Here is a 21,409-nt window from a genome sequence, read left to right on the forward strand (position 1 = left end):
TTTGATTCATAAGAAGACCTCTTTTCTGGATTTGTGGTTATCTCTAGATTAAGGGTCTTCTTTCTTTTTGTCTACTTTAATTTCTTGCCCTACTATTTTACTTTCCGACAACTATTTTACACATAGGGTATACTGACCTTAATTAACTAATTTTAAAAAGGAGTCTCTCATGTCACTAATTTCTTCTTTTATTGCTTTACTTAAAGCAGACTATCCGTCTTTCGTTTCTTTTGATCTCGTCAGTAAGACCCTTCACATAGAGACAGAAGAGATAAATCAGCTTATAAATGATGCTGAAATGCAGGGCTACTCGATTCAGACTGAACAGGACACTTGCAGACTGACACTCCCTCTAGTCAGTAAAGAGTCTGTAGCGGAAAACCTGCAATCTTATTCTATCGGGCGATCGTTCCAGTTCTTCGACAGAATCGATTCGACAAATACCTATGCTTTAAAAAACCTTCAAGAACTGGCTCATGGGTCGGTCATCCTGACTGATTATCAGTACAAAGGAAAAGGCAGGCTGGGCCGTTCCTGGCATACTGATCTAGGAAAATCCGTTGCCTTGACTATCGTACTCAAACCAAAATTCGACAATCAGCAGGCTGTCCTTCTGACTCAGCTGACTGCTGCTGCTCTGGTCAAAGCACTTGAACCGGACTGGTCTGCTTCTATCAAGTGGCCAAATGACGTTCTCATCGACGGCCGTAAAGTGGCTGGCATTCTGGTCGAATCCCACTTCAGCGGATCAGAACTGACCGGCATCGTGATTGGGACGGGAATAAACACGAATCTGTCCATAGAAGAACTCCCTGAAGAGTTGAAAGCTAAAGCCACTTCTCTGGCAATTGAAAAAAATAGAGTCATCGATCCTAATCCGATCATCACCAGCTTTCTATCCTGGTTCGACACCTTTTATACAGCATGGAGCGAGTCGATGGATGCGTCTACATTCATTTCAGTATGCAGAGAAAAGTCTGGACTTATAGGTCGGGAAATCACCGTTCATCATGGACAGATCTCAAAATCTGCCCGTGTCATGGACATCAGCGATGAAGGAGAACTAGTCATCCGTTATCCGAATACTAACGAAACAGACCATCTCAATTCTTTGAATTTCTCAGTCAGAGGGCAATCCGGTTACCTCTGATGCAATTATGTAAAAACCCACATGGCTGTCCTTTACGATAAGCAGTTGCCTCGTAAGGATAGCCATGCGGGTTATTTTTTTACTTTTAAATAATGGAAGCTGAGTCCAATCAGGCTTCGTCGTTGTTCCCATTCAGTACAGCTTTTCGGGACAAGTTGACACGGCCTCTGTCATCGATTTCCGTCACTTTGACATCAAGCACATCGCCGACAGAAAATTCTTTGGCAACATCCTTAATGTACTTATCAGACAGTTCCGATACATGAACCAGACCATCTGTACCTTTGATAATCTCCACAAATGCACCGAATTTCTCGATTCGCTTGATCGTTCCAGTATAAACCTTGCCGATTTCCACTTCTTCTGTCAGCTCTTCGATAAGTTCGATCGCTCGCTTGATACCTTCTGCATCCTGACCGTATATAGAAACATTACCCTCTTCATCAATATCGATTTTAACATTCGTTTCATCAATAATGCTGTTGATCGTTTCGCCGCCTTTACCGATAACCACTTTTATCTGATCAGGCTTGATCTTGATTGATTCGATCTTAGGCGCGTACTTGCTCAGTTCTTTGCGAGGTTCTGGAATTTCTTCTTCGATGTTATCAATGATCTCAAGACGGGCTTTCTTAGCCTGTACAAGTGCTTCTTCAAGAATCTCTTTCGTAATTCCTTCGATCTTGATATCCATCTGCAAAGCGGTGATCCCTTTTCTTGTACCGGCAACTTTAAAGTCCATATCGCCAAGGTGATCTTCAAGACCCTGAATATCTGTCAGTACTGTATAGTTTTCTCCGTCCATAACTAGGCCCATGGCAATACCGCCGACTGGTGCTTTAATAGGCACACCGGCATCCATCAGCGCGAGTGTTCCGGCAGAAATACTTGCCTGAGAAGAGGATCCGTTTGATTCAAGTACTTCCGCTACTAAACGAATGGTGTACGGGAAGTCTTCCTCATTAGGGATGATATAAGACAGTGCACGTTCACCCAAAGCCCCGTGACCGATCTCACGTCGACCTGGTCCTCTGACAGGACCCGTCTCTCCAACAGAATATGGAGGGAAATTATAGTGGTGAATGAATCGCTTGCTGTCTTCACTGCTCAATCCGTCAATGATCTGATGTTCGTTCAATGGTCCAAGCGTAGCAACTGACAACGCCTGAGTCTGACCACGAGTAAACAGGCCTGACCCATGAACGCGAGGCAGAATGCCTGCTTCGGATTCAAGTGGACGAATCTCGTCTACTTTACGGCCGTCAGGTCTGGTATTCTCTTCTGTAATCAGACGACGGACTTCGTCTTTTTCCATGCCGTCGACGATTGTCTTGACATCTTTTACAATAGAATCAAGATCTGGCGAATCACGGTACTCTTCTTCGTAGACTTCGATGATCTGGTCTTTCAAAGCACCAGTCTTCTCAGCACGTTCCTGTTTATCGAAAGTCTGGATCGCTTCTTTCATCTGATCGTTATACTTGCTGATGATTTCCTGTTTGAGTTCTTCATCAGGAAGGATTAGAGTGACATCCATTTTTTCCTGTCCGACTGCAGCAACGATTTCTTCCTGGAAAGCAACGAGCTCTTTGATTGCTTCGTGTCCGAACAGAAGGGCTTCAAGCATATCTTCTTCAGCAACTTGATCCGCTCCACTTTCTACCATGTTGATAGCATCTTTGGTACCGGCTACGATCAGTTCGATATCTGATTTTTCAGTTTCCTCTTCAGTCGGGTTGATGATGAATTTGCCGTCTACTCGTCCGACAGTGACTCCAGCGATTGGTCCGTTGAATGGAATATCAGAAATGCATAGAGCAAGGGATGATCCGAACATGGCTGACATTTCCGGAGAATTATCAGGATTTACGGACATAACTGTATTGAAGATTTGAACATCGTTTCTAAATCCGTCAGCAAACATTGGACGAAGGGGACGGTCGATCAGACGCGCGGTTAATGTTGCATTCTCTGAAGGACGGCCCTCACGTTTGATGAAGCCTCCTGGAATCTTACCTACTGAGTACATTTTTTCTTCATATACAACCATAAGCGGGAAGAATGGCATACTACTTGGCTTCTTGCTGCCGACAGCAGTGGATAGAACAACAGTATCTTCGTAACGGACAAGAACTGCCCCGTTAGCCTGCTTTGCCATTTGTCCGATTTCTGCGGTCAGTTCTCTGCCGCCGATAGTTGTCTTGAACACTTGTTTGTTTGACATGATATTCTCCTTTGTTCAGGCAGCCTAACCTACTAGACAAAGGTCAGCAGATCAGATTCATTTTCATCTGCTCACATTTGCATAGTAGACAATTAAGCCCCTGAGTGTTTGTTATAGTAAATAAAGCGAGATTCCTAAGAATCCCGCTTCAACTAGTAAGATTAATTTGTCTGTAGTCCCGCTCATTCTTTATGCATAAGCATGAAGATCAGCGTGATGTGACAGGACAAAATTAACGACGTAAACCAAGTCTCTTGATCAATTCACGGTAACGGGTAATGTCTTTGTTACGTAGATAAGCAAGAAGGTTACGACGGTGACCAATTTTTTTCATTAGTCCGCGCATTGAATGAAAATCTTTCTTGTGTGTCTTTGCGTGTTCATTCAACTCGTTGATTTCAGCAGTCAATACTGCGATCTGTACTTCCGGAGAACCAGTATCTCCTTCGTGGCGAGCGTAATCAGTAATGATCTGTTGTTTCTGTTCTTTTGAAACTGCCATGTTTTCCACCTCTTTCCTGTTTATGACTCCATTTACTGAGTAAGCGCTGGTGAAACGACAAACCAAGTAAAGGTCAGTGTGTCGACGCTGCCAACACTATACAAATACTACAGGATTTACAGGTGAAAATCAAGCATCAAAGCCAACTTTCCGGACTCTTTTTCCAGTTTTCAAGACGCGACATCTCTTCCTGATCCACAAGCCCGTTACTTAATGCAGCCTCGATCAGAGAAGAATAATCTGTTATAGTGCGGTAGTCTATATTCAAGTCATGAAAGGCGCTGGTCCCCAAGTCGAGCTCATAGGTAAATATAGCAGCCACTCCCAGTACATCAGCACCTTCACTTTTTGCTGCATTGACGGCATCGATGACACTCTGTCCAGTAGAGATCAAGTCTTCGATCACTACGATCTTAGCATGAGGCTGGAAGGTCCCTTCGATCTGCTTTCCGGTCCCATGCTTTTTCGCTTCACTACGGATATAGACCATCGGCAGTTTGAGTCTGTCTGCAATCCATGCAGCATGGGGAATTCCTGCTGTAGAAGTACCAGCAATCACTTCCACTTCAGGGTAATAAGTCTGAATGATACTGACGAATGCACTGATTATCTTCTCTCTTACTTCAGGATAGCTCATAGTCAGACGATTATCGCAGTAAATAGGACTTTTGAGTCCGCTTGACCATGTAAATGGCTCTTTAGGTGATACTGTGACAGCTTTTATTCTTAACAGTTCTTCAGGTATGGTGTGATGTTCTGTTTTCATTCTCTCTATCCTTTCCATTCTCTTTGAATCGTGCTGTAGATTTCTGCTGGATCAGCAGCTTGAGTGATCGGACGTCCGACTACAATATGAGTGGATCCCTTCTCCCTCGCTTCTGAAGGTGTAGCAATTCTTACCTGATCATCTTTAGACGAGTAATCAAGACGTATACCTGGCGTCACTCTAAGAAAACGGTCATCCGTTGCCCCTCTGATCAGTTCAGCTTCCTGAGCAGAACAGACCACGCCATCGGCTCCTGATTTAAAAGCCAGCTTCGCATAATGTCGTACACTCTCTTTCATTGTAAAGCTTGTCCCTTGTTCTACCTGCATAGACTGTTCCGAAGTCGATGTCAGCTGAGTGACTGCCAGTAAGAGCGGGCGTTTATGGCCGGCGGCTGTTCCTTTTTCAAGTCCTTCAATCGCTGCCCCGATCATCTGGCTTCCACCTGCTGCATGAACATTTATCATGTCCACTCCAAGACGCGCAATGCCGGACATCGCTTTTTTCACTGTTGTTGGAATATCATGAAGTTTGATATCAAGAAAGACACTATGCCCTCTGTTCTTGACCAGATAGACGATCTCTGGTCCCTGCTGATAAAACAGTTCCATACCTATTTTAACATTTAATGTATCAGAATCGAATCGATTTAAAAACGCTTCAGTATCTTCTACATTAGAATAATCCAGTGCAATGATTGGTTCATTATCCAAGCCGGCGTCCCTCCTTCACTTCCCTGATCAAGTCTTCGATCGATTCGATACCCAGATCAGCCATTCGGTCAGGAAGTGCATCAATGATTTCATTCATGACCACCGGGTTATGATAAGTTGCTGTCCCTACAGCGACAGCCGAAGCTCCCGCCAGAAACATCTGAATGACATCATCTGCGCTTCGGATTCCACCCATTCCGATAATTGGAACTGACACCTCATGTGATACCTGATAGACCATTCTGACAGCGACTGGAAAGATGCTCTCCCCTGACAGCCCACCCATTACATTCCCCAGGACCGGCTTTCTAGTTTTAGTGTCAAAATTCATCCCTAAAACTGTATTGATGAGGCTCAGACCATCCGCTCCTCCATCTTCAGCTGCCTTGGCGATAGTCACAATATCCGTCACATTAGGCGTCAGTTTGACGTACACTGGAAGTGAAGTCACCTGCTTGACTTTTTCGGTTATGCGTCTGACAGCGGATGGATCGACTCCAAAAGTCAGTCCTCCTTCTTTTACATTAGGACAGGATAAATTCAGCTCCAGAGCGCTCAACGCACCGGATTCGCTTAAAATATCTGCTACTTCAACAAACTCCTCTTCCGTTTCTCCTGCTACACTTCCGATGACCGGGGTCGAGAATCCACGTAATCGTGGCAGTTTTTCGCTGACAACCTTTTCTACACCAGGATTTTTTAATCCCACTGCATTGAGTGCGCTATGCTTCAAAGGATGAAATTTCGGATCTTCATTGCCTGTTCTTGCCTGACGGGTGGTAGATTTCAACACAATTGCTCCAAGACGATCGTAGTCATACAAATCATGGTACATATCACCAAATCCGAACGTCCCACTTGCAGGCATAACTGGATTTTTTAAATTTAATCCGGGTAGTGAAACAGATAGTCGTGTCATATTGCTCCTCCATTTAATAGTATTTTAAAGTGCTGTAGTTGTGAATGTACGCGATTCAAGAACACTGATGATGGCTGAAACAGTATCAAGTGATGTCATCAGTGGAATCCCTTTTTCAATTGAGTTTTTTCTGATTGACAGACCGTCTTGTACAGCATCGATGTTTTTGCCCATAGTATTAACCACCAGATTGACTTGTCCACTCATAATCAGATCAAGAATATCATATGACTGGTATTCAGGATTACCAGTTTTTTCAATATGCTCAGCCGGTATTCCTCTTTGCGCGAAAGCATGGGCCGTCCCTTGCGTAGCGGTAATGGAATAGCCGATGCTGACCAGTCTGGCCGCTAAATCAGCAGCTTCACTTTTATCTTCATCAGATACAGTGAATAGGACGGTTCCGTGTTCCGGAAGTCTCATATCACTTGCCTCAAAGGCTTTGTACAATGCTTTCTCCAATGTGCTGTCGCTCCCCATGACTTCTCCAGTCGATTTCATTTCTGGTCCCAGCCTGGCATCCACTTTGTTCAGTTTAGAAAAACTGAACACTGGTGCTTTTACATGGACCATCGAAGAAAGTGTATGGAGACCCGGTGTATAGCCCTGATCTAGAATGGATTGACCTAGTATCGCTTTTGTTGCAACTTGAGCCATTGCAATGCCGGTAACCTTGCTTAGAAACGGTAAAGTACGGCTGGCTCTCGGGTTAACTTCTATAACGTATACCGTATCTTCGTGAATAACAAATTGAATATTCATGAGACCCACACAGTTCAGACCCAGACTCAATCTCTCGGTGTACTCGATAATCGTATCGATCACGTTCTGAGAAAGGCGCTGTGGTGGATAAACAGCCATGGAATCTCCAGAGTGGACGCCCGAGCGTTCTACATGCTCCATGATTCCTGGAATCAGGACCTGTTCTCCATCACAGATGGCATCCACTTCTACTTCTTCTCCTATCAGGTAGCGGTCGATAAGTACGGGATGTTCTGAAGATATACGTACAGCATCATTCATGTATTTTGACAGATCAGCAGCATTATCTACAATCTGCATTCCTCTGCCTCCAAGTACATAACTCGGACGGACAAGAACCGGATAGCCTATAGAAGAGGCTATAGTCAGCGCTTGTTCTTCCGTAACAGCGGTTCCTCCCTCAGGCTGAAGAATACTCAGACTCTTCAGGGCTTTCTCAAATTCATCTCTGTTCTCTGCTCGATCCAGATCTTCAACAGTAGTCCCAAGAATTTTAACCCCACGTTTTTGTAAAGGTTCAGCCAGATTGATAGCCGTCTGTCCACCAAACTGAACAATCACTCCTACTGGATTTTCCAGCTGGATAACATTCATGACATCTTCAACTGTCAGAGGTTCAAAGTACAGCTTATCCGAAATGGAAAAGTCTGTAGACACAGTTTCCGGATTGTTGTTCATTATGATCGCCTCATACCCAGCTTCCTGAATGGCTTTAACTGAATGGACGGTCGCATAATCGAATTCAACCCCCTGCCCTATGCGGATCGGACCGGAACCCAAGACAAGCACTGACTGTTTATCTGTAACCAGGCTCTCCTGCTCCTCTTCATAAGTACTGTAGAAATAGGGCGTGGATGATTCGAATTCAGCAGCACACGTATCGACCGTCTTGTACACTGGCAGAAGCTCGTGCATGACTCTGAACTGCCTGATTTCATCTTCGGTCGCATTCCATAATTCAGCTATTTTCCAGTCAGAAAAGCCATAGGATTTAGCATAGGCAAGCAGATCAAGATCCCACTGACCTTCCGTCAGCCGCTGTTCAATTTCGACGATATGAAGCAGTTTGTCGAGGAAGAATAAGTCGATTTTTGTCAGTGACGCGAGTTCTTCCACTAGATACCCTCTTCTAATTGCTTCAACAAGATAAAACAGACGGTCATCCTGAGCTTTTACTGTCTTGTTGATCAGCTGGTCATCGTCAAGATGATCCAGCTCAGCCAGCTGTATATGGCTGACCCCTATTTCAAGTGACCGGACAGCCTTCAATAAACTTTCTTCAATAGTCCGACCGATCGACATAACTTCACCTGTCGCTTTCATTTGAGTAGTCAATGTGCGGTCCCCTGTTTCAAATTTATCGAAAGGCCATCTCGGGATCTTAGCAACTACATAATCCAGAGCTGGTTCGAATTGGGCATATGTCGTTTCAGTGACAGGGTTTTTCATTTCATCTAAAGTCAATCCTACAGCGATTTTAGCTGCAAGTTTAGCAATAGGATAACCTGTAGCTTTACTGGCCAGAGCAGAGGATCGGCTTACTCTTGGATTGACTTCAATTACGAAGTAATCAAAACTGTTCGGGTCAAGAGCCAGCTGGACGTTACATCCCCCTTCAATACCCAATGCTCTAATGATTTTAAGGGAGGCATCTCTCAGCAGCTGATATTCCTTGTCCGTCAGGGTCTGACTAGGCGCAATCACGATCGAATCTCCCGTATGAATACCGACGGGATCGATATTTTCCATATTACACACGACCATCGCATTGTCATCAGAATCTCTCATGACCTCGTATTCAATCTCTTTATATCCGGCAATACTGCGCTCGATCAGACACTGGTTCACTGGAGACAGTTTCAGTCCATTTCCAACAATCTCGCGCAGTTCCTTTTCATTGTCACACAGTCCGCCTCCAGTTCCACCCATGGTAAATGCCGGTCTGACAATAACAGGATAACCGATTGAGTCTGCGAAATCCAATGCTTCCTGGGTGGTATGAACAATGTCGCTGTCCGGTACAGGTTCATTCAACTCTCTCATCAGTTCTCTGAACTGATCGCGGTCTTCTGCTTTATTAATAGCTGATAGACGAGTACCCAGCAGCTCGATTCCCAGCTCATCAAGTATGCCTGTCTCATTGAGCGCAATCGCCATATTCAGTCCCATCTGTCCACCCAAGGTCGGAAGCAGTGCATCCGGTCGCTCTTTTCTCAGTATTCTTGAAATAAATTCGACAGTCAGAGGTTCGATATACACTCTATCTGCTATCTCCTTATCCGTCATGATCGTAGCCGGGTTAGAGTTGATAAGGACCACTTCATAGCCTTCTTCTCTCAGAGCAAGACACGCCTGAGTCCCGGCATAGTCAAATTCTGCAGCCTGTCCGATGATGATCGGTCCAGAGCCAATCACTACAATCGTCTTGATATCTGTTCGCTTAGGCATTCGTTTCTTCCACCTTCCATGCATCCATTTCTTCAATAAACTGGTCGAACAGGTCTGCGGCATCATGAGGACCAGGTGCAGCATCCGGATGATACTGTACGCTGAACACCGGATACCGGCAATGTCTCAAGCCTTCAACTGTTCCATCATTGATTTCAATGTGTGTGATTCTCAGTTCATTATTATCGACTGATTCTTCAGATACCGCATATCCGTGGTTCTGAGACGTAAAATCGATTCGACCAGTCGCGATCTCACGTACTGGGTGATTAAATCCTCTATGACCAAAAGTCATTTTAAACGTATCTGCACCATTCGCCAGAGCAATCAGCTGATGACCAAGACAAATCCCGAAAATTGGTACATGTTTCTGTAGTTCTCTGATCATGTCATGAGCATACGGCAGATCTTTAGGATCGCCTGGTCCGTTCGTCAGCATCACCCCGTCAGGTTTCAGATTAAGTATGGTTTCTGCTTTTGTATCATGCGGCAGAACCGTTACATGACATTCTCTTTTATTCAATTCATGTAGGATACTATGCTTCAGACCAAAATCGATGACAATCACGCGACGTCCATTTTGAGGACTGACATAAGGGCGTTCAGTAGACACTTGAGCAACCTGATCAGTCGGAAGAGTAACGGATTTAAGCCGATCGATCAATGCATCAGTCTCTTCTGTAAAATCCGTTAAAATGGCTTTCATAGCACCGTGTTCACGAATCACTCGCGTTAGTCGCCTCGTATCGACACCAGTAAGCCCCGGAATATCTTTTTCTGTTAAAAATTCATCCAGATTCATTCTGCTTCGCCAGTTTGATGGTCGTCTCGCAAATTCCTTGACGATCACAGCTTTTGTCGTTGGGAAAATGGATTCGTAGTCATCCCTGTTGATGCCTGCATTTCCTACTAAAGGATAAGTAAAAGTCAGCAGCTGACCATTGTATGACTGATCAGTGATCGATTCCTGATAACCGGTCATTCCTGTGTTGAACACGACTTCTCCGATCGTTTCTTTGTCAGCACCAAATCCGAATCCTTTAAAAACATTTCCGTCTTCCAGTACGAGCATTCTTTTTTTCATATGTTCTCCCCCTCATATACGACTTGACCATCAACCATTGTAAATACTGTCAGTCCATTGACTTTCCAGCCTATGAATGGGGTATTTGACGATTTTGAGAGGAAATCCTCACGCGAGATACGTTCTTCCCCACCCAGATCAAAGCAGGCCAGATCTGCTGGTGCCCCAACTTCGATTCTTCCAGTTTCCATTTGAAATATATCTGCAGGGATGGTGGTCAACTTACTAATCAGCTGATCTAAGCTGAGCTTCCCTTCTTTAACAAGATAAGTGTATAACAGAGCAAAAGCTGTTTCGCTTCCCACAATGCCAAAAGGAGACCCGATCATTGATCCGCTTTTCTCTTCATCGCTATGAGGAGCGTGATCTGTGGCGATCATGTCGATCGTCCCATCAATCAGCCCTTCGATCAGAGCCTCTCTGTCCGCTCTGCTGCGCAAAGGGGGATTCATTTTATACTGACTTGTATCAGAAGGGATATCCTCATCACATAAAAGTAAATGGTGTGGAGTGACCTCTGCCGTCACGTTGATTCCAGAACGTTTTGCATCTCGAATAACACGCACGCTTTCTTTTGCTGACACATGACAGACATGGTAATGAGCTCCAGTGGCTTCAGCCAGCAGGACATCTCTTGCAATCTGCGTTGACTCAGTCAGCTGTAGCATGCCGGGAAGGTTCAGTTCCTTATTTCTTTTCCCTTCATGCATCACACCATTAAACAGGAGGCTGTCATCTTCGGTATGAGCCACTAGTGCTGCACCATTTTCTGCGGCTTCAAGCATTGCTTTATACATTGTTCCAGCTGTCTGAACTCCGACACCGTCATTTGTAAAAGCAAAGGCTCCTTCTTCTAACATAGCCTTCTGATCAGTCAGTTCATTGCTTGTAAGTTCCCTTGTGATCGGAGCGTAATGCTTCACTTTGACCTGCGCACTCTCATCTATTCTCTCTATGATTTTCTTGAATCGTTCAGGCGTATCCGGAACTGGGCTGAGATTCGGCATAGCACAGATAGTTGTAAATCCGCCTCGAGCTGCTGCCTTTGATCCACTCTCGATCGTTTCTTTGTACTCATAGCCTGGTTCTCTAAGATGGACATGTACATCAATCAGTCCAGGTGAAACCAGTTTTCCTTTAGCATGCAGTATACGTCCAGCTTCATCATCAAGATTCATACCAATTTTCTGAATGATTCCCTTGTCAGTGTATATATCTACTTGACGAGTCTGTCCTGTTCCATCAATTATTTCTGCATTCTTTATTAAAATCGACACACGTGTCATCCCCTGTTTTTTAGTTTAAAATCGAATCTATGATTGCCATACGTGCAAATACTCCATTTTCCATCTGTCTGACTATTCTTGATCGGTCACATTCTACCAGCTCATCAGTAATTTCGATGCCTCGGTTAACCGGTGCCGGGTGCATGATGATGGCTTTTCTGTGCATTCTATATTCTCTTTCTTTGGTCAGCCCATACTGAGCCAAATAGGATACATCCAGCTCGTGACTTGCCTGCTGTATATGTCTTTCACGCTGAACCCGAAGCAGCATTACAACATCGACTTGATCTACCAGTTCATCAATAGATCTGTACTCGCCATATGTCTGACATTCAGTTCCAACAAACTCTTCCGGACCGGAAAAAAAGAGTTCGGCTCCAAGTTTCTTCAGGATCTGCATATTGCTTCTGGCTACTCTTGAGTGAAGGATATCCCCGGCTATGGCGACCTTCACACCTTTAAATGTTCCAAATTCTTCATAAATCGTCATAAGATCAAGTAAAGACTGACTAGGGTGCTGTCCGGCACCATCTCCTCCATTGACGATTGAGCATGTAATGGACTCGCTATCGATCAGCTGGTTATAGTAAGCAACATCACTGTGTCTGATAACCATCAGATCGATTCCCAGTGACTGTAAGGTAAGTACCGTGTCATAGAGACTTTCACCTTTTCTGACACTACTCATGGAGGGCTGAAAATCCAGCACATCCATTCCTAATTTTTTTTCAGCCATCTCAAAGCTTTTGTGTGTGCGCGTACTTTCTTCAAAAAAGCAGTTCACGGCATACATTCCCTTGTACTTGGGAACAGATAAGTTATGCTTGTAGGCAAGTGCCTTCTTTATTAGAGACATGATGTCATTTTCGTTATAATTATTCAATGAAACAAAGTGTCTGGCCTGTCTTCTTTCTGACGTATCCATTTCTTCCTCCTTTGTATTTACGGACATTCAGTGGCTCTTTGGATATTAAAAGACCCGGTGTATCCAGGGACACCGGGTCTTCTCGGAAATAACTATGAAACAATAACAGCTGCAAGTCAGGCTTACGATCCATTTAGCTATTCTAGCTGAATGAACTCACGGAGCGCCCAAGCATCCTCTGTACTCATAGTCTATCCTGTGACCTTCTGTGCCTCACGGGGCTTCAGTTAAAGCTCACATCACTTTGTTCATGACGGTTTTATTATATCTACGTGTTCTTTTCCATCTGCTTCATTCAAATAAACCTGAACGGACTCTTCACGGGAAGTTGGAAGATTCTTTCCGACAAAATCTGCCCTTATGGGAAGCTCCCTATTGCCTCTGTCTACCAGTACAGCTAGATATATTTTTTCAGGTCTTCCTCTATCGATTATAGCATCAAGGGCTGCTCGTATAGTTCTGCCTGTATACAGTACATCATCAATAATCACTACTTTTTTACCGGCTACATCCTGAACATGTCCGGCTGATACCTGTGCTGTAGAAGCATCATCTTCTCTGTCATCGCGATACAATGATGTGTCCAGCTCTATTACTTCGACCAATTCGCCTTCCAGTTCAAGAATACGATCTGCAATTCTCTGGGCTAAAATGATTCCTCTAGTCCGAATACCGGCAAGCACCAGTTTCTCGATCCCTTTATTTTTTTCGATAATCTCATAAGTAATACGTGTCAGTGCCCGTTTGATTGCCGCTTCGTTGACAACTTCTACTACTGTTTTATTTTCCATGACCTGCCTCCTGTAGACAGCTGAAAAGCATATTTCTATGTCCAGCTTTTTTATTAAATATCTGCCGATAAAGCATGTCACTTACTTCGTTTGAAGTATACAAAAAAGCACTCCTATCCATCTAAGATAAGAGTGCTTCCCATTGACTGTTTTGTTGGGCATAATCCGGCAGTTCTTGCATGTTCAGTCTACCTGACTATCATCTCCATACATACTCTCTGGTACATCATGAAGATACGCGTCTCCTTCTTAGCCTCTCTGGACTATCTTTAAAGGACAGTTATTTAATTTAAATTAACTCTAAAGGTTTACTGTAAAAAAGTCAACCGGATATTTGTAGATTATGAATATTTCGTCTTTAATTCCATGACAACATCCCGCAGCTGTGCGGCTTTCTCGAAGTCCAGTTCTTTCGCTGCTTCTTTCATTTCCAGCTCCATTGTTTCGATCAGCTGTCGTCTCTCTTCTCTGGACAGCTGCTTGACGACTTCTTCTGACAAGTCTTTTTCTTCATCATCAACAACGGTAGAGATTCTGATAAGATCTCTTACTTCTTTCTTGATCGTCTTCGGCGTGATGCCATGTTCCTTATTATACTCTTCCTGAATCTGGCGACGACGATCGGTTTCCTCCATTGCCTGCTTCATTGAGTCCGTTATCCGGTCTGCGTACATGATCACTCGGCCATTTTCATTTCGGGCAGCTCGTCCGATAGTCTGAATCAGTGAACGGGCACTTCTCAGGAATCCTTCCTTATCTGCATCCAGAATAGCAACCATAGAGACTTCGGGAACGTCCAGTCCTTCTCTGAGCAGGTTGATTCCGATCAGAACGTCAAACTTCCCGACACGAAGGTCCCGGATGATCTGTGTCCGTTCCAGCGTCTTGACGTCACTATGCAGGTATTCGACTTTTATCCCTACCTCTTTAAGGTAGTCGGTCAAGTCCTCGGACATTTTCTTGGTCAATGTCGTAATGAAGACTCTTTCGTCTTTCTCGACTCGATCATTGATTTCTTCGATCAGGTCATCAATCTGTCCTTTGATCGGACGGACTTCAACGATTGGATCAAGCAGGCCTGTTGGTCTGATGATCTGCTCGACGATCTGACTGGATCGGTTCATTTCATAATCAGCCGGCGTAGCTGAAATATAATTGATCTGAGGCACGCGTTCTTCAAACTCTTCCAGGCGCAGCGGGCGGTTATCCAGTGCGCTCGGCAGGCGGAAACCATGATCGATCAGCTGCTGTTTTCTGGCTCTGTCCCCATTGTACATCCCTCTGATCTGAGGCATAGTGATATGGGATTCATCAATAATGAAAAGAGAGTCTTCAGGGAAGAAGTCCAGCAGTGTATAGGGTGCTTGACCAGGCTTCCGGCCATCCATGTGTCTGGAATAGTTCTCTATGCCTGAACAGTAGCCCATTTCCATCAGCATTTCAATATCATAATTCGTCCGCTGTTCCAGTCGCTGTGCTTCGAGCAGCTTATTATCTCTGTTCAATTCTTCCAGACGGTCCTTCAGTTCTGCCTGAATGGATTCGATAGCCGACCTAGTCTGTTCATCATTTGAAACGAAGTGAGTGGCAGGGAAGATCGGTACGTGAGACAGATCCGCTTTGACTTCACCTGTCAGAACATCAACTTCTCTAATCCTGTCTATCTCATCACCGAACATCTCAATACGAATGGCTTCACTTTCTCTGGAGGCAAGGAAAACTTCAATGATATCCCCGCGAACACGAAAGCGTCCACGCTGAAAATCAATGTCGTTTCGTTCAAACTGCATATCGACTAGGCGTCTGAGCAGCGTTTCCCTGCTGATTTCCATTCCTGAACGCAGAGAAAGGACGTGTTCCGCGTAATCTTTCGGATTGACCAGTCCATAAATACAGGATACAGAAGCAACTACAATCACATCTCTTCGCTCAAGCAAAGCACTTGTCGCAGAGTGTCGCAACTTATCTATTTCATCATTAATGCTGGCATCCTTTTCGATGAAGGTGTCGGAAGACGGCACATATGCTTCAGGCTGATAGTAGTCGTAATAACTGACGAAGTATTCGACAGCATTGTCCGGAAAGAATTCCTTAAACTCCGTATAAAGTTGACCGGCCAATGTCTTGTTATGTGCCATGACGAGTGTTGGCTTGTTCACTTCCTGAATTACGTTAGACATGGTAAATGTCTTCCCAGTCCCTGTTGCTCCAAGTAAAACTTGCTCTTTCTGGTTCTCCTTGATTCCCTTGACCAATTTCTTTATTGCTTCAGGCTGGTCTCCCCCTGGCTGGTATACTGATTTCAGTTTAAATGCTTGTTCGACCATAAAAATTCCCCTCTCTAGCAGTCATTCAAGCTTAGTTTATCATAAAAAAAGTATTCTCAAAGACTTTGCGTCTCAAGAGAATACTTTTCAGTCAATTATGCTAATTTTTTGCTTAAACGGGACTTGTCTCTAGCAGCTTTGTTCGGATGAACAAGACCTTTTGCAGCAGCTTTATCGATCGCTTTAACAGCTTTTCTGTAAAGCTCCTGAGCGTTGTCTGCATTGCTGTCTGCCGCAGCAACAAAGTTTTTCTTAGCTGTTCTCATTGAAGTAACCTGACTCATGTTATTCAGTCTCTTCTTAACGTCTTGTCTCTGTCTTTTTTCAGTTTGAATCATGTTTGGCATGGGTAAAACACTCCTTATATCGTCTCAATTAAATTGGTCTACAGATTATTGCTCACATCCTGCAATAAATGACAACCTTAACAGTTGATTTATTCAACATTCCCCATTTTACAATATCTGCAAGCTTTTTTCAATGATTTTTTCATTCATTGCTTATAACTTCTCCTGCAGTTTGGAGAATTTCCATATAAACAGCTCGATTTGCAGCTCAGGATCAACCTTTCCAGTCTTTATTTCATGGTCTGCAGTTATAAGCATGTGATGCGCTTGAGACAGTACAGACTGAGGAAACTTCTGCTGTTTCTGTACAGCCAGTTTTATACGATAAGGGTGCACTTTCAGTATCGTTGCGATATCAGACTGCTGATATCCCTTGTTCTTAAGTATCTTCACCTGCAGGAGCAGTCTGAACTGACTGATCATCAAAGCTAAAATCTTTACAGGGTCTTCTTTCTGAGTCAGCAGATCCTGATAAAGCTGGATCGATCCACCGACATCTTTTTTAAGTACGCGTTCGTTCAGCTCAAAGATATTCTGTTCCAGTGACTTGGATACCAGCTGATGAATCGCATCGATCGATACTGCCGTTTCTCCTGAGTGGTATAAGGCCAGCTTTTCCGCTTCTCTGATCGTTCGAGTCAGATTATGATCGGTCAGATTAACTAAAAGATCTACTCCTTCTCTGGAAATCGACAATCCTTTCTGACTGAAAAAAGACAGCGCATATTCTTTTACATCCGTCTGCTTATCCGGATTGGCTTCAATTACTTCAGCCTTCTTCAATACAAGTTTGGTTATTTTCTTCCGCTTATCCAGCTTATCATAAGGTGATAGAAAAACCAGAACTGAAAACTCAGAAGGATCATTGATATACCTTTCCAGCTGCTCAATTTCATGAGTAAAGGAATGTGTCACCTTTTTTCCTGTAAAGATATAGCTGTCATGTACAATGATCAGCTTATTACCCCCGAAAAAAGGATAACTTTCAGCTTCATGAATGACATCCTGTATCGGGGTGTCGGACAGATCGAAATGGTAGATGTTCATCGGGTCTTCATTGTCTTCTTCCATTCTCTCATTGAAGGCTTTTACAGCGTTATCCAGGAGAAGTTCTTCTGTTCCCCAGATCAGATAACAGCTGTTGAGCTTATCATTGGAAATGGATTTCAGTTGCTTAAAAGCTGTTTTCATCATTTGACTCCTTACTATCGTTATCAGTCATTACGTTAAATGCCCCTTTTTTCTGAAGGTAATTGTCCAGATACTTGAGGTCCGAATAGGTATAGCGTATGCCCCCATTCTCGTCGGTTCGAAACAGAGAGACCGGATACCCGCTCAGCTGATCGATTTTTTCCCGATAAGGATGACCGAATCGGTTGTTCTCCCCAACAGATATCAGAGCATAGTCAGGGTCGATCTGTTTTAAAAATGCTTCGTGTGTAGACGTCCTACTACCATGGTGAGCAACTTTCAGTACATCGGCATTCAGTTCAGGGAAGTGCTTCATTATATTCTTTTCTCTTACTTCCTCTATGTCTCCCGTAAACAGCCAGTCCAGTCTTCCATATCTGCCCAGCAGAACGATAGACTGGTTGTTTTCATTCGTCTGGTCTGTCCAGTTGTCATGAATGACATGAAGCTGATCTGTCAGCTTCACAGGTTCATCGGGTTTTATAATTCGAACGTTCAAGGCACCTTCCTTTATCTGGGAAAGAGACTGTCGAAAGGCTGAGTGGTTTTTTGTAAAGTCATTCATCACCAACGTCTTCACAGGAAAGGAATGGATAAGTTCGCTCATGGCACCATAATGGTCCCAATGCGGATGGGTAATCACCAGCTGATCGAGTGTTCTGATTCCCAGACTTTTCATCACAGGAATCAGTACCTCTTCTCCCAGCGTATAGTCATTGCTTCTGATCTGCCACTCTTCCTTTTCATTCCATACCTGTAAGCCTCCAGTGTCGATCAGAACAGATCCTCTCCCGAATGGTTCTTTAATCAGAACTGCATCGCCCTGACCCACATCGATCATCATAACCTGGCCGATCGGTGAATAGGTATTCACATTTATAAGCAGCAGGAGCAAAGCTGCAACCGGTATGGTAGAAATTAACTTTTTACTCTTTTCCACTTGAAGCAGTCCTAAAATACAGAAGACGATCCATAGTACAATCATGGTACCACTGAACCTTCCTGTGACGACCATCAGTGACATCGCCTGATCAATGATCAGACTCGCCTTTTCCATAATGACAATCACCCACCTGACCAGTTCATCCAGAATAAGCCCGAATTGAGTAAGTGCAAGAAGCGGTGAGGTAACGAAAAGAATGAGAAGCGCTGGCATAAGAAGATAGGTGACATACGGTACGAACAGACTGTTTAAAAAGAGCACGCCCCAGGACAGCTCGTAGAAATGAAAGCTGAGAACTGGTACGGAAAAAGCGAATAGTGCACAGTTGACGAGAACTATCTGCTTTATTCCCGACAGCTCCCTGAAAAAGGCCTGATCAGAAAGAAACAGAAGGATGAAGCTCATAAGAAAGCTCAGCTGAAAGCCCACTGAAAAGATGATCACTGGCCGTACAAACACGGCAAGACAGAATGTGAGTCCCCAACAGTCAAGCGATGTCAGGTGCCAGTCGAGAGTATCGGAAAGGTATCGGATCCATGCCTGCATGGCCGCCCGGTATATGCTTATGCCAAAACCCGCTAATATGTAGAACACCGGCAGGATGAAAAGAAAGACCAGTCTCTTCGACTCTCTGGTCACAGTCATACCAGTCATAATTCGGTCCATCATACCAATCAGCAGTGAGACATGTAGTCCCGAAATACTAAGAAGATGAATGATTCCTAACTTCTTGAAGGTCTCGGTCACTTCCGCTCCCAGTTCCCGCCTGTCTGCAAATATCAATGCTTTGATATAGCGTCCGGTAGTCGGCTGAAAGATCCGGTCACAATAATTCAGCAGGTCTTGTCTAAGCGAATCTGTTTTGTAGGCCCGTTCTAAAAAGGATGGCGCAAGGTCAATGTCTTCTATCTCATTCGTATACAGAACATAGGTTATATTCTTTCGATTCAGATAGGTCCGATAATCAAACTGATTGAAGTTGGTTGCCTGACCTGGCTGGTTTAACTCGCCTTCAATCAACAAGTGAGATGGAATAAGTGCTCTGCGTTCTTCTTTTTCCTGTTCGCTGGATAATCGGTGTACCACCATGACTTCATGACTGACCTTTTCGTTCATTGCCAATCCTTGAAAACGAAGACGATCACCATCTACGGTCCAACTTGTCTGCTTAACTTCAACAAGATAGGAGTCTTCTGGAATAGAGTCCGACGGATCAAATTGGTCGTCAGCTGCGTGCATACGGATAGTGACGACAGCTAGACTGAAAATAATCAGTCCTGTCAGACGACGGTCCGCAGACCTTACTGTTTTAATCATGGCGCTGATGAGTATGAGAAGAAGCACAGTATACCCGGTCAGGATATACGATACCAGTAAACCTATCAGAATAGAAAAGATAATCAGTCTTCCTCTGATCACTAGTCAGGAATTATTAAACAGGATTAGTGTAAACTTGCTCGATTGTTTTGAAGAAATCCGTCGGTACAGATATTTTTTCCGTCAGGACACCGGCTTTTTCAAGCAATTCAACGGCATACTGATGGTTTCGATAATCATTCAGATAATATATTTTTTGAATCCCGCTCTGTATAAGCTGTTTTGTACATTGCAGACAAGGAAAATGAGTGACGTAGAGATCGGCTCCTTCAGTTTTCACACCGAACTTGGCACATTGAAGCAGCGCATTAGCTTCTGCATGGACTGTTCGCACACAATGTCCGTCGACGACAAAACAGCCTTCATCGATGCAATGAACATCACCGCTTACCGATCCATTGTAGCCCCCGGAAATCACTCGTTTGTCTCTGACGATCGTGGCACCCACTGCAAGTCTCGAGCAGGTGCTTCTCATGGATAGAAGCATGCTCTGAGACATAAAGTACTGGTCCCATGGTATTCTCTCATTCATCTTGTCACTCCTTGTCAAATGTGTTCAATATGTTCAGTGTCTAACCTATTTATACAGTATACAAGAGCGGAACTTGTGAAGCAATATTCTCTGTCAGTGTACGATAATCTGATCCTGGATTTTTTCAAACGTCTTTTCTCCTATTCCCGATACATTTACGATGTCTTCTGGTTTTTCAAATGGACCTTGTTCTTCCCTATAAATAACAATAGCTTCTGCTTTCTGCGGTCCTATGCCATTTAAATCCAACAGCTCTCCTACTCCCGCAGTGTTGATGTTTATTTTACCTTTATCTGTCTCTTCTCCGGACGGGCTGATCTCAAAGAGTGGGAGATCAGCCGCTTCTCCTTCATATGGAATGTAAATGACCATTTCATCATATAGGAGCTGGGCGAAATTGACTGCTTTCACCTCCGCCTGCTCCACTGTTCCTCCAGAAACTTGGACAGCATCCACTACACGCTGTCCAGACTGCATTTCGTAGACACCGGGTTTGTTGACCGCCCCTTTCACGTCTACAAATACAGTCGATACTTGACCCTTGTCGGTATTGGGTGAGGCTGCATCCACAATATTGTCTCCGCCTTCGTCTTTAGGAAGCTCATCTGCTGACAACAAGCTATCCAGCGTCTGCTCCTCACTCGCCGGCAGCTGCTCGTACGGAGCTTGCTTTATTATAAGCAGTCTGTAGCCTACTAAAGCAATAGCTGCCGCAGCCACTGCAGTAATGATAAATGGTTTTAATTTTTCAAACGTACCCACTTCACTCTCCCTTCTGGTCATACTATACATATTTACCATTTAAGCTAAAACTCACTAAATTAATGTCGTTTTTTTGTAATGGATTGAGTGAAGCAATAAGTTTTCAGGCATAGGGAGTTGTTGCTAAGACAACTCTTGCGACAGACTCGAGCTTTTAGTTGCAACGAGTTGGTTCTAAGAAACGTCTTAAAACCAGTTCAGACCAGACATAACGGATGAATTGAGTGAGTCTTAAAATGAATCAAGCAGCTATTCGATCATCAAAAGATATCTTCTGCTGAGATTACCATCCTCTAGATGAGATTCTTCAATTATAGAATCTCTTTATCACCGTTTTGTCTGATGTATTTATTCGCAGAT

General features: G+C 44.0%; 17 protein-coding genes. 1 reads left to right on the top strand and 16 read right to left on the bottom strand.

The features are described from left to right. The first annotated feature begins 169 nt into the window (after positions 1-169). On the top strand, positions 170-1,150 hold the full coding sequence (locus tag ACYQ2O_RS02660) for a biotin--[acetyl-CoA-carboxylase] ligase (RefSeq protein ID WP_346024382.1): 981 nt from the start codon (positions 170-172) through the stop codon (positions 1,148-1,150). Positions 1,151-1,259: 109 nt separating this feature from the next. On the opposite strand, the gene pnp is transcribed toward ACYQ2O_RS02660, so the two are convergent. The 16 genes from pnp to ACYQ2O_RS02740 all read right to left on the bottom strand — a co-directional run bounded on the left by pnp (position 1,260) and on the right by ACYQ2O_RS02740 (position 21,049). Further along, on the bottom strand, positions 1,260-3,374 hold the full coding sequence (gene pnp, locus ACYQ2O_RS02665; RefSeq protein WP_346024383.1) for a polyribonucleotide nucleotidyltransferase: 2,115 nt from the start codon (positions 3,372-3,374) through the stop codon (positions 1,260-1,262). Positions 3,375-3,606: 232 nt separating this feature from the next. Beyond that, complete coding sequence (rpsO, locus tag ACYQ2O_RS02670; protein ID WP_091264966.1) at positions 3,607-3,876, bottom strand: 30S ribosomal protein S15; 270 nt, start codon at positions 3,874-3,876, stop codon at positions 3,607-3,609. A 136-nt stretch (positions 3,877-4,012) separates the two neighbouring features. After that, the gene (pyrE, locus tag ACYQ2O_RS02675; protein ID WP_346024384.1) at positions 4,013-4,642 is read right to left on the bottom strand and encodes an orotate phosphoribosyltransferase; all 630 of its coding nucleotides are present in this window, start codon (positions 4,640-4,642) and stop codon (positions 4,013-4,015) included. A gap of 5 nt (positions 4,643-4,647) precedes the next feature. After that, complete coding sequence (pyrF, locus tag ACYQ2O_RS02680) at positions 4,648-5,355, bottom strand: orotidine-5'-phosphate decarboxylase (RefSeq protein WP_346024385.1); 708 nt, start codon at positions 5,353-5,355, stop codon at positions 4,648-4,650. After that, a complete protein-coding gene (locus ACYQ2O_RS02685; protein ID WP_346024386.1) occupies positions 5,348-6,274 on the bottom strand; it encodes a dihydroorotate dehydrogenase in 927 nt (308 codons plus the stop codon). The genes pyrF and ACYQ2O_RS02685 overlap by 8 nt, the downstream gene beginning before the upstream one ends. A 24-nt stretch (positions 6,275-6,298) precedes the next feature. Then, complete coding sequence (carB, locus tag ACYQ2O_RS02690; RefSeq protein WP_346024387.1) at positions 6,299-9,484, bottom strand: carbamoyl-phosphate synthase large subunit; 3,186 nt, start codon at positions 9,482-9,484, stop codon at positions 6,299-6,301. Beyond that, positions 9,477-10,568, bottom strand: coding sequence for a carbamoyl phosphate synthase small subunit (locus tag ACYQ2O_RS02695; protein WP_346024388.1), 1,092 nt, complete (start codon positions 10,566-10,568; stop codon positions 9,477-9,479). The genes carB and ACYQ2O_RS02695 overlap by 8 nt, the downstream gene beginning before the upstream one ends. Continuing rightward, positions 10,565-11,845, bottom strand: coding sequence for a dihydroorotase (locus ACYQ2O_RS02700; protein WP_346024389.1), 1,281 nt, complete (start codon positions 11,843-11,845; stop codon positions 10,565-10,567). Before ACYQ2O_RS02700 ends, ACYQ2O_RS02695 begins: the two co-directional genes overlap by 4 nt. 19 nt (positions 11,846-11,864) lie before the next feature. Next, positions 11,865-12,779 carry an aspartate carbamoyltransferase catalytic subunit gene (locus ACYQ2O_RS02705; RefSeq protein WP_346024390.1) on the bottom strand — a complete coding sequence of 305 codons (915 nt, stop codon included), beginning with the start codon at positions 12,777-12,779 and terminating at the stop codon, positions 11,865-11,867. 248 nt (positions 12,780-13,027) lie between these two features. After that, on the bottom strand, positions 13,028-13,570 hold the full coding sequence (pyrR, locus tag ACYQ2O_RS02710; protein ID WP_346024391.1) for a bifunctional pyr operon transcriptional regulator/uracil phosphoribosyltransferase PyrR: 543 nt from the start codon (positions 13,568-13,570) through the stop codon (positions 13,028-13,030). 341 nt (positions 13,571-13,911) lie between these two features. Continuing rightward, a complete protein-coding gene (gene uvrB, locus ACYQ2O_RS02715; RefSeq protein WP_346024392.1) occupies positions 13,912-15,897 on the bottom strand; it encodes an excinuclease ABC subunit UvrB in 1,986 nt (661 codons plus the stop codon). Between the two features lie 95 nt (positions 15,898-15,992). Beyond that, a complete protein-coding gene (gene rpsT / locus ACYQ2O_RS02720) occupies positions 15,993-16,244 on the bottom strand; it encodes a 30S ribosomal protein S20 (RefSeq protein ID WP_346024393.1) in 252 nt (83 codons plus the stop codon). Between the two features lie 153 nt (positions 16,245-16,397). Beyond that, the gene (holA, locus tag ACYQ2O_RS02725) at positions 16,398-17,435 is read right to left on the bottom strand and encodes a DNA polymerase III subunit delta (protein ID WP_346024394.1); all 1,038 of its coding nucleotides are present in this window, start codon (positions 17,433-17,435) and stop codon (positions 16,398-16,400) included. Next, entirely contained in the window at positions 17,419-19,797 is a 2,379-nt protein-coding gene (locus ACYQ2O_RS02730; protein ID WP_346024395.1) for a DNA internalization-related competence protein ComEC/Rec2, read from the bottom strand. Before ACYQ2O_RS02730 ends, holA begins: the two co-directional genes overlap by 17 nt. A gap of 13 nt (positions 19,798-19,810) precedes the next feature. Continuing rightward, the gene (locus ACYQ2O_RS02735) at positions 19,811-20,287 is read right to left on the bottom strand and encodes a ComE operon protein 2 (protein WP_346024396.1); all 477 of its coding nucleotides are present in this window, start codon (positions 20,285-20,287) and stop codon (positions 19,811-19,813) included. 93 nt (positions 20,288-20,380) lie between these two features. Further along, complete coding sequence (locus ACYQ2O_RS02740) at positions 20,381-21,049, bottom strand: helix-hairpin-helix domain-containing protein (RefSeq protein ID WP_346024397.1); 669 nt, start codon at positions 21,047-21,049, stop codon at positions 20,381-20,383. Between the last annotated feature and the right edge of the window lie 360 nt (positions 21,050-21,409).

It is taken from the genome of Alkalibacterium sp. m-11, assembly GCF_054658155.1.